The following is a 13,248-nucleotide window of genomic DNA, read 5'->3' on the forward strand; positions in this document are numbered from 1 at the left end:
CGACAGGCTGACTGCTTTGCTGATAAGTCTCCGAAGTCATGATCAGCTGGTGCAGTTGTTTGATCGACCAGCCATGATCCATGAACCAGGTAGCGAGCCAGTCCAGCAGTTCCGGGTGGGAGGGCTGATCTCCTTTCTGCCCGAAGTTGTTGGGAGTAGCCACCAGTCCGGTTCCAAAATGCAACTGCCAGATGCGGTTCACAATTACCCGGGCGGTCAGGGTGTTGTTCGAGCTGGCAATCCAGCGGGCCAAAGCCAGTCGTCTGCCTTCAGAGGTCTGTGGGATGGTATTCCAGGCATTCGGTTCTCTGGAACTGTTGGAGCCGGCCACCGCACTGAGAACTCCCGGCGTCACCTTTTCTGTGGGAGCAGTGATCGCGCCTCCGGCAAGGATGAACGTCTGTTGGATTTCGCCCTGTTTTTGTTTCGCACCAGGGATGAGGTTGACCGTTTTCGTAGAGCGGTAATTGTTGGGGGGACCATTGTAAACACTGAAAGCATATGGTTCATACCGTTTAAGTTCCCGCTCGAAATAGTCGATGCGTTTGTTATTGATTTTCAGCAGGCTTTTTTCGAACTCAGATAAACCAAACCATCTGAGTGGTGGCCGCTTATCGGCAGCAACCTGTTTGAGGTTTTGATAACCGTTTTCTTTGAGCCAGGCGGCGATCGCTGCGTCTGTTTTCTCTTTAAATTGCTGTTGTTGTGCCCGGGTTTCTGCAAGGAGTCGTTCGGTGCGTTCTTTCATGTCGGCAAAACCGGAAATGTTTTCGTAAGGCTGATATTCCACTTTGCGGTCTGCGAATTGAACCGGAGCAAAGACTGCCTGGATGCGGTAGTAATCACGAGTGGGGACCGGATCAAACTTGTGATCGTGGCATTTGGCACAACGAAAACTATGTGCCAGAAAACTGACGCCCGTGCTTTGCGTGATATCATCCAGAAAGAGCTGACGGGTTACCGCGGCGACACTCATTCCCGTGTGTTCCCACGGGCCGCTGCGAAGGTAGCCCGTGGCAATCAGCAGTTCGGGATCGTCGGGGTCCAGTTCATCGCCCGCCAGTTGTTCGATGATGAATCGATCATAGGGTTTGTCGGCATTAAAACTGCGCACCAGATAATCGCGATACCGCCAGGCATTGGGGCGTTCATAATCATTGGCAAACCCGCTGGTGTCAGCATAGCGGACAACGTCAATCCACATCTGAGCCATCTGCTCGCCATAATGGGGGCTCTCCATCATCTTTTTAATTAACAGTGACCAGCTGTCTTGATGCTGGGAATTTTCAAATTCATGGATCTGCTTCAAGGTGGGAGGCAGCCCGGTCAGATCATAGGTAGCGCGTCGAATGAGTGTTTTTTTCTCTGCTGCAGGGGAAGCGATGAGTTGTTTCTGCTTAAGTTTCTGCTGAATGAATGCGTCGATCGGATTTCGTTGGGAATTCAGTTTTTTACCGAGTGCCGCCCAGGGAACCGGAGGACGTTGGATGGGCTGATAGGCCCAGATGTCAGCAGGTTCGTAGGTGCGGTTGGTCCAGGTCGGACTCTGTCCGCCTGAGGTGGACATCACGATGGAGGACTGCTGGCTGGAATTGTTCGTGCTCGATGGGAGGAGTTCCCTGTCTGTCCAGACGGCACCTGTTGAGATCCACTGTTGCAAGTCAGCGATTTCCGCTGCATTCAGCCGATTGCGTTCCTGGGGCGGCATCTGAATATTTTCATCTTTCCAGGTGACCGCTTTCCAGAAGGGACTCTCTTCGGGTTTGCCGATAATCACTGCCGGTTCGCCTGACTCGCCCCCCCTGATGAGGGAGTCCCGCGTCAGCATGTTGTAGTCCCCCTTGATATCGTCGGGTGTACTGCCATGGCAGCCCAGGCACTTCTGTTCCAGCAGGGGACGAATCTTCTGAAGGTAGAAAATTTTTTGTGCCGTCAGCGGGGTCTCTTCTGCTGAAGCAACTTCGATCAATGGCAGACTCAGCAGCAGCGCGAAACAGAGGCCACTGCAAAATGTCTGCGCAAGACGAGCAGAAGAAACGTACATAGAGAAATCTCTCAATGTCAGGTAAAAAGATCGGGATGATATGCTTGAAGTCTTCTCTATAAAGGTACTGGGCGGGACATGAGAAATCAATTTCATTTCAAACTGATTCAAAGCCTGGACACAAACTTACACTGATCTTTCTCTTAACAAAGTTATGTATTTGGGTGGGAAGGCGAACAGTCTTGCGATACGATTGACCTTAATCGACTGCTGCACTGCGGCGGTGACTATTCTGCATTGATGTCCCATTTTGAGAAAAGGCAAATCATGAGTATTCGATATAAGATCATTGGCTGGGGGTTGTGTTTGTGCGCAGTATGTTCCCTGGTCGGTCAAAACGAAGTTCTGGCTCAGAAAGAAACGAAGCCGGACAAACCGAAGACGTTACCAGAACCTCTGCCCAAAGAGGGGAGTATTACCGATGGTGCGATCGTAAAAATTCCACCAGAAGATGCCTTACATCCGGGGTATACCTCTTTGTTTAACGGCGAAGACTTTACCGGCTGGAAAGTCCCGGAAGGTGACAACGGTCACTGGAAAGTCGTGGAAGGAGTGATCGACTATGATGCACAGAGCGAAGCCAAAGGGGATAAGAATCTCTGGACTGAGAAAGAGTATGGCGACTTCATTTTAAGCATGGAATGGCGCATCAAAGAAACCACGGGACTGTATAAGGTGCCCATTGTTTTAGCCGATGGTTCAGAATTAAAAGATGCCAAAGGCAATGTCATTACAGTCGAGCTTCCGAATGCCGATTCGGGAATCTATCTGCGAGGCACTCCGAAAGCGCAAGTCAATATCTGGTGCTGGCCCATTGGTTCGGGGGAAGTTTATTCATACCGCCGCAATCAGTCGGTTTCTCCTGAAGTTCGAGCAGGTGTGACTCCCAAGATTAATGCCGACAAACCAGTGGGGGAATGGAATAAGTTCATTATTATCATGGTCAAGGACCGGCTGACCGTTATTTTGAATAATGAAATGGTCCTGGAAAATGCCCAGCTGCCAGACGTTCCGGAAAAAGGGCCGATTGCTTTTCAGCATCATGGTGGAAAATTGAAGGATGGAACTTTCAGTCCTGCCAGCAGCCTGATGCAGTTCCGCAATATTTATATTAAAGAACTTGATTAACTGCCGATTGATTCTGCTGAATTGATCCCTTACGATTGAACCCGTCTCCTGGCACGTGAGTGTATCCAGCAGGCGGGTTTTTCTTTTGAAGATTCACAGGTGAAGCAACGATGATGCAGAATTTTCGGGTTTGCTGGTGGTGTCTGGTCTGGTGTCTGCTGACGCCTGCATTCGTACTAGCCCAGAAATCGGATAATCCGTTTCGAGAATTCATTCGCCCGACGGAACCGCTCACCCCACAGAACGAACAGAAGTCATTTACTCTGCCACCCGGATTTGAAATTCAGTTGTTCGCAGCCGAGCCTCAAATTCAGAAACCTTTGAATATGGCCTTTGACATTAAAGGTCGACTCTGGCTTACGGAATCTTCCGAATATCCTTATCCCGTCAAAGCGGGAGAGCAGGGGAAGGATGCGATCAAGATCCTGGAAGATACAGACGGTGATGGCCGTGCTGATAAAGTGATCACGTTTGTCGAAGGTCTGAATATTCCGATCGGCCTGTATCCTTATCGAAATGGAGTCATCGCTTTCAGTATTCCGGATATCAGTTATTACGAAGATACGGACGGAGATGGCCGCGCGGACAAAGTGACAAAGTTGTTCGGCCCGATGGGCTTTGAACGTGATACGCATGGCATGAATAACTCGTTTCGTCGCGGCTTTGACGGCTGGTTGTATGCCAACCACGGCTTTAACAACCAGACCCACGTGAGTGGCAGCGATGGTCATGTAGTCGAGATGCAGTCTGGGAATACCTACCGGATGCGGCTGGATGGTTCGCGGGTTGAACATTTCACGCACGGACAGGTAAATCCGTTTGGCTCTACCTTTGATGAAAAAGGAAATCTGTTTACAGCAGACTGCCACTCGAAACCGATCTACCAGATTCTACGAGGCGGATACTATCCGAGTTTCGGCAAACCCCACGACGGGTTGGGATTTGTGAAGCCCATGATGGATCATCTGCATGGTTCCACCGCGATTGCCGGTGTGGAAATCATTTCTGCAGATCAATTTCCCCCGGAGTATCAAGGTGATTTCTTCAGCGGAAACGTCATGACGAGCCGCGTGAACCGGAATTCTCCCGTGTATCATGGGTCTACGATCATCGCACAGGAAGAACCTGATTTTCTGATCTCGACTGATCCCTGGTTTCGCCCGGTAGATATTCGACAGGGCCCCGATGGTGCCCTGTATGTAGCTGACTTCTATAACAAGATTATTGGGCATTATGAAGTTCCCCTCGATCATCCGGGGCGGGATCGCTATCGGGGACGCATCTGGCGAATTGTCTGCAAAGACAAAGATCATTCTCCGGTGGACTATTCTCAAATGACCGTGGGACAGTTAATCGCTGCGCTTGGTACTTCTAATCTGACGACACGGATGCTGATCACGGATTATCTTTCAGATCAGTCAGAACTGGATGTGATAGAGCCACTACAGAAAGCAGTGTCCGAAGCGAAGCAGCCAGCAATCGTCGTGCATGCGCTGTGGGCGCTGTTTCGTCGGGATGCGTTGACTGACAGCTTGCTGGGAGAAGCTTTGGCGAGTCCTGCGGAACTGGTGCGGATTCATGCTGCGAAAATTCTGGCGGAACAAAAATCATGGAGTCCTGCCCATCGTCGACAGATGACAAATGCGTTGCAGGATCCAGATGCGTTCGTGCAGCGTGCTGCCGCAGAAGCGCTGGGACTGCACCCCGCTCTCGAGAATATCCCGGCTCTGCTCGCTTTACTTAAAGAGATCCCGGCGGAAGATCATCATCTGGAATATGTCGTAAGACGGGCGTTGATGTTACAACTTCGGGATTCTGAAATCTTAAAACAACTGGACTGGAAAACATTGAACTCAAAACAGCGCAGCGAACTGGCATCACTGACGTTGGCGGTACACACCGAACAGGCGGCCCTGTATCTGATTTGGTACCTGCAGACGGAAAACGTAAACGAGGAAAAACTGCCGGAATACTTCAGGCATATGGTGCGTTATCTGCCCGCAGAGCAGCTGTCCGAGGTCATTCAGCTGGCTCGAACACAACTGGCTGAGAATATCGATCTGCAGGTGGAAATTATCAAGGCGGTGTGGCAGGGATATCAGCAGAAAGGGCTGCGCATCGATTCTGCCCTTTCAGACTGGGCCACCCAACTGACTCAAAAATTACTGCTGGAGCAGAAGGTCCAGTCCGTTCAGTGGGTTAATTATCCGCTGGGTGCAGAGCAGAGTGATAATCCCTGGACATTACAGCAGCGAGCTTCTGCTGATGGGAACAGGTCAGCGCCCTTTTTCTGCAGTTTACCTGCGGGAGAACGGGCAACCGGGCGACTGATATCACAGCCTTTTTCCATTCCACCCGAATTGAGTTTTTATCTGGCAGGTCATACCGGTTTTCCGAAGCAGCCTGATAATGGATTCAATTATGTGCAGTTGCGCAGCCTGAATGATCAACGTGTCCTTAAACGGGTATCTGCGCCACGAAATGATCTGGCGCAACTGGTCCGCTGGGATTTGAAGGAGTTTGCAGGGACTGAAGGATACCTGGAAGTAGTTGACAGTGACACCGGCAATGCCTATGCCTGGCTGGCCATCGGACGATTTCAACCTGAAGTGGTCTCCATTCCCCGCGAAAGTCTGCAGCAGCAGATCAATCGCTGGTCCGCAGCCGCCAGTCTGGTGGAGCAGTTTAAAATTCGCTCGGCCCGTGAAAAGATGGTCGCTCTGTTGAGTCAATCCAGGCTTGATCCGAAATTGAAAAATGAACTGGCTTCCGCCCTGATATCTCTGGATGGAACAGATGCGTTTCGACCTCTGTTTCCGCTGCCAGTTTCACGGAATCCTGCAGCGGGCAGTTTTCAACAGGCTGTGATAGAGGCCGTGATTGAACAAAAGCAGGACCGGGTGGATGACTTGATGAAACAGGCTTTCAAGTTGTATCCCTCCCGTCTGCAGTCTGCCCTGGCAGCCGAAGTAGCTCAGCAGCCCAACGGCATGGAACGACTGATCGCATATGCGGGACAGGGGATCGCCTCGCCACATCTCCTGGCAGAACCTGCGATTCGCAATCAGATTCAACAATCCTCTGATATGCAACTCAAACATCGCGCGGAACAGTTGCTCAAGGCATTGCCTCCCCGTGAAAAACAGATACAGGAAAATATCGCTCAACATCTGCAGTCGCATGCATCCTTTGAATTGTCTGTTGAAAATGGAAAAGCGGTCTTTGAGAAAAACTGTGCCGTCTGTCATCAACTGGCAGGCAAGGGGGCCCTGGTCGGCCCTCAACTGGATGGCATCGGGAACCGGGGGCTAGAACGCCTGCTGGAAGATGTACTGGATCCGAATCGTGCCGTCGATATCAATTTTCGTACGACGACTGTTATCACGGATGCCGGGCGCATCTTTTCCGGACTGAAGAAGCGAGAAGAAGGAGCAGTGCTGGTGTTTGTCGATACGAAAGGAAAAGAATTCACGATCGCGAAAAATGAAATTGACGAGCAGCAGCAGTCGCCGCTCTCACTCATGCCTGCAAATCTGCTGGAAATTCTTTCGCCGCAACAGTTGCACGATCTGTTAGCGTTCCTGCTGCAAAGTACTAACAAAGAAACGACAGCCAATTCGCTTCCATAATCATTTAAACGAATCCATGGTGCTCTCAAGAAAAACGCTCGTCATGCCGACCTCCCATTTTCTGACTTTGTTGTTTTGTCTGTTGATCACTTCGACAGTGCTGGCTGCAGAACCGCTCATCATTACTGAGCAACTGTTGCACCTGCGTCCGTCAGGGGACCGTGAATGGACTACGTTTCCAGAAAAACCGCAGGCTGACGAATTGAATATTCGATTTGAAGCAGAAGCCAATCCCGGGGAAACGGCTCTGTTGTTACGTCAGCAGGATGTCAAACAGACATGGAATGTTGAACTGAATGGTAAGGTCCTGGGAAAGCTGGTCCGGCATGAACAGGATCAGCAGTTATTGTTACCTGTTCCGCCGAAGTCACTGAAAACAGGCATTAATCAGCTGCGAATATTCCAGTCTGGGAAGCGTGATCCTGATGACATCCAGGTGGGTGAGATTGTACTTCTGACTGAACCAGCTTCGAAGTTTCTGGCGGAAACGCAGTTGTCGATCGAAGTAACTGACAAAGAAACGAAGCAGGGAATTCCCTGCCGTATCACCATTGTGAATGCGGAGGGGGCACTGGTTGTGACCGCTGCTGAATCGAATGCACGTCAGGCGGTGAGGACAGGGGTGATTTATACCCGCGACGGCAAAACTCAATTCCCGTTGCCGGCAGGTGAATATACTGTGTATGCCGGACGTGGATTCGAATACGGCGTCGATCAGCATCGACTGATCCTGAAAAAGGGAGATCAAAAGAAGCTTGATCTTAAGATAGGCCGGGAAGTGGATACGTCGGGCTATGTGAGCTGTGATACGCACATTCATACCTTGACCCATTCCGGGCACGGCGACTGTTCGATGGAAGAACGCATGCTGACTTTGGCAGGAGAGCAGATCGAATTTCCCATTGCCACCGATCACAACCAGCAGATTGACTATGAACCCCTGGCTCAAAAATTGAACGTACGCAGCTATTTTACGCCGGTGATCGGAAATGAAGTTACGACGAAGTGGGGGCACTTCAATGTGTTTCCTGTCCAGTCGAAAGGTCCCGTTCCCGACTTTAAACTTTCCTCGTGGAACGAGATCTTTGAAAGCATTTATGAAACACCGCATGTGAAAGCGGTGATTTTAAATCATGCCCGGGATCTTCATTCCAAATACCGTCCATTAGATCCTGTAAATCATCTGAGTCTGACGGGAGAGAACCTGGATGACTGGCGGCTGCAGGCGAATGCGATGGAACTTATAAATTCGGGAGCCACTCAGACGGATGTGCTGCAGTTGTATCGTGACTGGTTCGGCATGTTGAACCGCGGCCGGTTGCTGACGCCCGTGGGGTGCAGCGACTCGCATGATGTCAGTCGATATATCGTTGGTCAGTCCCGCACTTATATCCAGGCAGAAGATCGGGAGCCGGGTAAGATTGATATCGGTCAGGCTGTTCAAAGCTTCGTGAATGGTAAGGTTCTCCTGTCTTACGGCCTGTTGACCCAGATGAAAGTGAATTCCCGCTATGGTCCAGGAGAGCTGGTACCATCAGCCAAAGCATGGAATGTGAGCCTGACGGTCTCGGGGCCCTCATGGGTGAAGGCAGAACAGATTCAACTGTATGCGAACGGACAATTGATTCGGAGCGAGCAGATCAAGTCCGCGAAACGGGGAGGCGTGAAGTGGCAGGAGACCTGGAAACTGAATCTACCCTCGCACGATTGTTTTCTGGTGGCAATTGCGACAGGTCCCGGCGTGACTGCGCCATACTGGCAGTTCGCAAAACCATATCAACCCGATTCCCCCGAATTTGAATCGCAGGTCGTGGGCTCGACGGGCGCGGTCTGGATCGATGTGGACGGCGATGGCAACAGAACAACTGCTTACGATTATGCAGAGCGACTGGTGAAACAGCATCAGGCAGATCTGGAGGCACTGTTCAAACAACTGGAAGATTACGACCAGGCAGTCATCCTGCAGGCCGCCAGTCTGTTGAGAAAGAGAGGAATAGAGCCCTTCGATCCGAAACTGACGAAAGCGCTGCGAAACGCATCCAAAACTGTGCAACTGGGATTTGCCCTGTATGGCGAAGCCTGGCGTGCCAGCCAGATCGCCCGCAGTACGAATTAGCGTCCGGTTGTCTGCAATGCGCTGAGAGGCGTGCGCACAAAGAACACGCCGGGGCCGCCCGTCTGGTTGGGATCCAGATCGTAGAACAGTGTGCCCAGCGTCTTTTCATCAATCTGCACGGTGCGCGGCCAGCCTCGACCTTTAATCGGTCGGCCCGGATTATAAATGATCACGGCGTGATGGTGGTCCCAGGTCTGACCTGCGTCATGCGAGAGTTTCAGTTCGTAGGCCCATTCATCATCACGGCCTACGCCATACAGGATTGAAGTGAGTACGACAGGACCCTGCTTCAAAGCAGTCAGATCATAACCGGCGACACCAAAGTAGGGGAGTGACTGCAGAGGCTGCCAGGTTTGTCCCTGATCGGATGAACGCAGGCCATTCACCATGTTGCCCGGTTTTCCGGAAGGCACAGGGGCATGGCTTTGGGGGGCTCCGCTGATCAGAGCCCCCTGCTGTGTGCGAACGAGGGGCACCATGCCGTGATTGCGACCATCGCCGAAAGGAGTGATCCTGTGTTTGCTGCGATCATAAATCACCGTGCGATCGTAAAAAGGACAGACCCAGTGATCGGCATCGAGTTCCAGGATGGGATGTCGCAGGCAGGTATAATTCGTGCAATCGTCCAGGGGAATTTCGGTGACAGGAGACCAGGTGACGCCATGATCTTTTGATGTGCAGAATTGAGGCACCCGCCACCGCCGCGCTCCCTCAATCCGATAGCAGGACCAGTGCAAAACGATTTCGCCACTTTTGAGTGTGGTCAGTGAGCCTGGATAAATGGAACACTCTTTAATTGTGGGAATCGGCTGACTGGCCGACCAGTTCAGGCCGCCATCGGTGGAGCGGGCAAGCAGCAGTTCCTTTCCACCCCCGCCATTTTCATTATAGACCGCCAGCAGGTCACCATTTGCAGCGCGACAGAGGGCAGGATGAATGTGTCCGCCAGTCACGGATCCCACTCGAATTGGTGTACCCGGTGTGGTGGGAGAATTTTCCGCTTTGATCGGGGAATTGACCGTTCCCAAAATCAGGCAGAGACAGCAAACTGTCAGCAGTCGTATCGGACAGTGAGAGCGGGTAGCGCGAGACAGGGGGCACATGATGGAAGCGGGCCTCGATTTGTGACAGGGAAAAAACCCGGGAAACTGGATGTCGCTACGATCCTGTTTACCTTGTCCTGTGTCTGACTTCAACAGACGGGCAAAATTGACGGAAAGTTAATCAGGAATGCCGCTTTCAAGTCGTGTTGCTTTGACAGTCCCCAGAAGGTCCAGTAAGCTATCAGCCTTGCATTTCTTTGAAAGATATCGGAGTCCACTGATCCGTTGCTGTTGTCAGGACGATCGTGGTAAAGAACAATCTGAAAACAACTTGGGGCCGTAGCTCAATCGGTTAGAGCAGCAAACTCATAATTTGTTGGTTACAGGTTCGAGTCCTGTCGGCCCTACTCTTTTGTACAGTATCCTCTCGTATAGGCTCGCAAGTCTCGGATTCGCAATGAGATGAATCATCGTTTCTATTTTCCATTTGCGAGCCTATACCAGCCCGATCAGACGAGTACTGCACCGCATTCTGCACCGCTTTTTCAAAGTCCGATTCTCTCACTTGCAGATAGCTTTGCATGGCTACTTGAGGCGAATTTCCAAGCCAGGCAACAACCGTCTGGATAGGAAATTGTTCAATCAATTCGGTCTCTCGACTGGATCGCAAATTCTGGAACGGTTTAGGCCAGGGTACGAGACCAGCCCGCTTAATGATTTTGTGAAACGTCGTCCGCAAGTTCTCGCTTCTGATACGATGTCGGGTAATCACATGCTCTGTCCGGTTTTCTGCAGGCTCAAAAAAACACTTTTCAAGATACGGTCTGAGTTCCGGGAAGATCGGCACGATACGTCCCTCTTTGCCAGCGTATCGCTCTGTTTTAGGACTGGTGACGTAGAACCGGTTTCGATGCCAGTTGATGTCTTCCCAACGCAGAGAAAACGTTTCAGAAGGGGTTCTCAATCCACCGTAACGGGCCAGGGCAATGATCAGCTGCCATTCAGCATCGGGACAAGCATCAATAACTTTTTCGGTATCGTCAATAGAAAGGAAATAGTGTCGCTCTCTTGTAGGGACCAGCGCGGATGGCAAACAGTTGAACGGATTCTTGAAAAGCAATTCCTTATCAATCGCGTAATTGAACATCGTCTTTGAGATGCCTGACAGCTTCCGTATGGAGTTTTCAGCCAATCCCCTACCAATCAGGTAGGCACGCCATTCCTTAGCCTCACCCGCATTCAGGGACTTCAGAGGCTTGTCTTTCCCGAAGTGGTCAATCAGATGTTTTTTGACTACTTTGTATTTTGCCACCGTACGCGGTTTCACGTCACCCGTTCGAAGCTTGATGAAATCGTCAATCAGCTTGCCCAGGAGGACGACTTCGCGCTGCTCAATCAATCCGACTCGGGCCAACCGGTCTCGCAAAGTATCATCAATCGTTGTCAGCCAGCGGGATGTAACATCGTCCAAGGCATGACCGGACATTTTCGAAGAAACCAGGCATTCAACACGGACTTTGGTTGCTTCAGCCGTTTTCATCGTGGCTTTACCGAGACGGATAGAGCGCCGTTTTTTATCTGAACCAACAAACTGTATTTTTTTACGTCCGTTCGGTTCTTTGGTTATGCTTGCCATATGTCGCGTTGCTTTCGTATTTAGCTGTTTTTATCGAATGGTAGGACGTATCCATCGTCTGAGAATCAATCGCGTTACATTCCATTCAGTGCGATTGTCGAAGGTGTTGTGATTTCCTCTTACTTTTGCTCTTCAATCATTTAAACTATGTTGATTAGAAATTTTCCTGTCCGAGGTTGTTCGTATGTCTGAAAAAAAGAGATGGAAAGTTCTTCATTTTCTGGGCTATGCCATTCCTATTTTATTATTGGTATATGTTTTGAGCATTGGCCCTATGTGTGCCGTTATATACGACTCAAATGGAGAGCCCATTTATCCTGAACAGGAAAAAATGCTAACACGGTTTTACTCTCCATTGAGATGGGTGGTGGAAAATAATGATATTATTGAGCATGTTATAATTACATATATAGAAATTTGTTCTGGTAGGGATATCGAATACGATGATTGAAAGCCCTATTTTATTAGGGAAAGTAAAGTCTTAAAAATCTCCCGCCTGACCAGTGCCAGACGGGAGAAACCAAAACATTACTACCGTTTAGCGATTACGGCTTCTGGCTCGCTGTGTTTACGCGATTGATTCCAGGCAGAAATCAGGTTCAACGCTTCACATCTGCTCAACCGAAACCGCAAAAGCGTGCCATCCGTGAGAACGACATTGTATTCGTTCCCATCGTTATCGGCTTCACTGAACCCATTCAGAGCAATACGCTGACTTATATCAATGGCAGATTCCATCAGAAATAAATCAGCCTTACGTCTTGCATCCTCACTGCTGCTTGCATTCTGAACATGCAACATCACATCTTCGCTAATTGTCGGATTCGTAGCGAAGTGATGCCCCAACTGAATCTCAAAGAGTTCTGTTTCGTCCTCTCCAGAATCAACCAACTGGGTTTCCATCCCTGCTGGTTTATTTAAAGGTGACACTGTGTCACCCTTTTGTTCGAAGGCCTGTGTGGCTGGATCAGCTTTGCTTTCCCCAGCCTGGGTTTCCTCTTGGATCGGCCACGGTTCCAGATCAGCAGGACAGATGGAACGGGCGATATAAGCCCGCTTCCGGACTTCTCCGGGCTCGCAGTGATCAAGCCGAGAATTCAAATCACCGACAATCTGCTTGCACTGATCGCGGGAACCATCGATCCTGATAAATGCGGGGGGCAAATCATATTCGTTTTCAGGCTTCCAGGGAGTCGGCAAAGCCACACTGAGATTGGCATACTTACTGCCCACACGAACGCGAATGTACCAGTGAGAGACAAAGCCGTCCTTGCTGTTTGCGATGCGCTCCCGATTAAGAATCGCAGCAATCTCAGCAGCTGTTTTGGCTTTCTTATACATCGTTGTGTGCGGCGGAGCTGATCGCCAGCAATCAGCTTGCCAGTCTTCAGGAACGTTGACCAGGTAAACCGGCCAGTCATGACGCGGGGCATCGACGCGCAGCACTTCGTCGGGCGCTGGTGTGCCGATGGTGGGGGCTTCAACCGGTTTCAGGGCTTCCCAGTTGGCTGCTTTGTGTGCCAGCTGATCAACTGCCGTCGAATGACCTTTGGGGGAATTGAAGCCGCTTCCAGAGACGTTGTTGGAAGCACAGACGCACGCAGGGTTCGTGAATGTGGTATTCATCCTAACCACCTTTCTTTTGCGCAGCG

Annotated in this window: 8 protein-coding genes, 1 tRNA gene and 1 pseudogene; 6 read left to right on the forward strand and 4 right to left on the reverse strand. The window is 50.6% G+C overall.

The window, feature by feature from the left end:
- Positions 1 to 2,044, reverse strand: a 2,044-nt coding sequence (locus tag AACZ40_RS13395) for a PSD1 and planctomycete cytochrome C domain-containing protein (RefSeq protein WP_339674643.1), incomplete at its 3' end; no start/stop codon positions are given.
- Between the two features lie 267 nt (positions 2,045 to 2,311).
- Here AACZ40_RS13395 and AACZ40_RS13400 point away from each other — a divergent pair.
- From AACZ40_RS13400 to AACZ40_RS13410, 3 genes are all read left to right on the forward strand, one after another.
- The gene (locus AACZ40_RS13400) at positions 2,312 to 3,172 is read left to right on the forward strand and encodes a DUF1080 domain-containing protein (RefSeq protein ID WP_339674645.1); all 861 of its coding nucleotides are present in this window, start codon (positions 2,312 to 2,314) and stop codon (positions 3,170 to 3,172) included.
- Between the two features lie 110 nt (positions 3,173 to 3,282).
- On the forward strand, positions 3,283 to 6,801 hold the full coding sequence (locus tag AACZ40_RS13405) for a PVC-type heme-binding CxxCH protein (protein ID WP_291180347.1): 3,519 nt from the start codon (positions 3,283 to 3,285) through the stop codon (positions 6,799 to 6,801).
- A gap of 43 nt (positions 6,802 to 6,844) precedes the next feature.
- A complete protein-coding gene (locus tag AACZ40_RS13410) occupies positions 6,845 to 8,917 on the forward strand; it encodes a CehA/McbA family metallohydrolase (RefSeq protein ID WP_339674647.1) in 2,073 nt (690 codons plus the stop codon).
- Here AACZ40_RS13410 and AACZ40_RS13415 read toward each other — a convergent pair.
- Complete coding sequence (locus tag AACZ40_RS13415; RefSeq protein WP_291180353.1) at positions 8,914 to 10,020, reverse strand: sialidase family protein; 1,107 nt, start codon at positions 10,018 to 10,020, stop codon at positions 8,914 to 8,916. The genes AACZ40_RS13410 and AACZ40_RS13415 overlap by 4 nt on opposite strands.
- 273 nt (positions 10,021 to 10,293) lie before the next feature.
- Between AACZ40_RS13415 and AACZ40_RS13420 the strand changes: the two genes are divergently transcribed.
- A tRNA-Ile gene (locus AACZ40_RS13420) sits at positions 10,294 to 10,367 on the forward strand.
- A gap of 164 nt (positions 10,368 to 10,531) precedes the next feature.
- On the opposite strand, the pseudogene AACZ40_RS13425 reads toward AACZ40_RS13420, so the two are convergent.
- Positions 10,532 to 11,287 (reverse strand): annotated as a pseudogene (locus AACZ40_RS13425) (tyrosine-type recombinase/integrase); the annotation flags it as partial.
- On the opposite strand from AACZ40_RS13425, the gene AACZ40_RS13430 reads away from it, so the two are divergent.
- Both AACZ40_RS13430 and AACZ40_RS13435 read left to right on the forward strand, forming a co-directional pair.
- The gene (locus AACZ40_RS13430; protein ID WP_291180356.1) at positions 11,243 to 11,542 is read left to right on the forward strand and encodes a hypothetical protein; all 300 of its coding nucleotides are present in this window, start codon (positions 11,243 to 11,245) and stop codon (positions 11,540 to 11,542) included. The pseudogene AACZ40_RS13425 and the gene AACZ40_RS13430 sit on opposite strands and share 45 nt — an antisense overlap.
- A 238-nt stretch (positions 11,543 to 11,780) precedes the next feature.
- Positions 11,781 to 12,047, forward strand: coding sequence for a hypothetical protein (locus AACZ40_RS13435; protein ID WP_291180359.1), 267 nt, complete (start codon positions 11,781 to 11,783; stop codon positions 12,045 to 12,047).
- Between the two features lie 80 nt (positions 12,048 to 12,127).
- Here AACZ40_RS13435 and AACZ40_RS13440 read toward each other — a convergent pair whose 3' ends face one another.
- Entirely contained in the window at positions 12,128 to 13,222 is a 1,095-nt protein-coding gene (locus tag AACZ40_RS13440; protein ID WP_291180361.1) for a hypothetical protein, read from the reverse strand.
- Positions 13,223 to 13,248: the final 26 nt, after the last annotated feature.

The sequence above is a fragment of the uncultured Gimesia sp. genome (assembly GCF_963972345.1).
Lineage (GTDB): Bacteria > Planctomycetota > Planctomycetia > Planctomycetales > Planctomycetaceae > Gimesia.

Coding starts and splice junctions, on each gene's coding strand:
- AACZ40_RS13400 (WP_339674645.1), top strand. CDS start 2,312: ATGAGTATTCGATATAAGATCATTGGCTGGGGGTTGTGTTTGTGCGCA.
- AACZ40_RS13405 (WP_291180347.1), top strand. CDS start 3,283: ATGATGCAGAATTTTCGGGTTTGCTGGTGGTGTCTGGTCTGGTGTCTG.
- AACZ40_RS13410 (WP_339674647.1), top strand. CDS start 6,845: ATGCCGACCTCCCATTTTCTGACTTTGTTGTTTTGTCTGTTGATCACT.
- AACZ40_RS13415 (WP_291180353.1), bottom strand. CDS start 10,020: ATGTGCCCCCTGTCTCGCGCTACCCGCTCTCACTGTCCGATACGACTG.
- AACZ40_RS13430 (WP_291180356.1), top strand. CDS start 11,243: ATGTTTTTTGACTACTTTGTATTTTGCCACCGTACGCGGTTTCACGTC.
- AACZ40_RS13435 (WP_291180359.1), top strand. CDS start 11,781: ATGTCTGAAAAAAAGAGATGGAAAGTTCTTCATTTTCTGGGCTATGCC.
- AACZ40_RS13440 (WP_291180361.1), bottom strand. CDS start 13,222: ATGAATACCACATTCACGAACCCTGCGTGCGTCTGTGCTTCCAACAAC.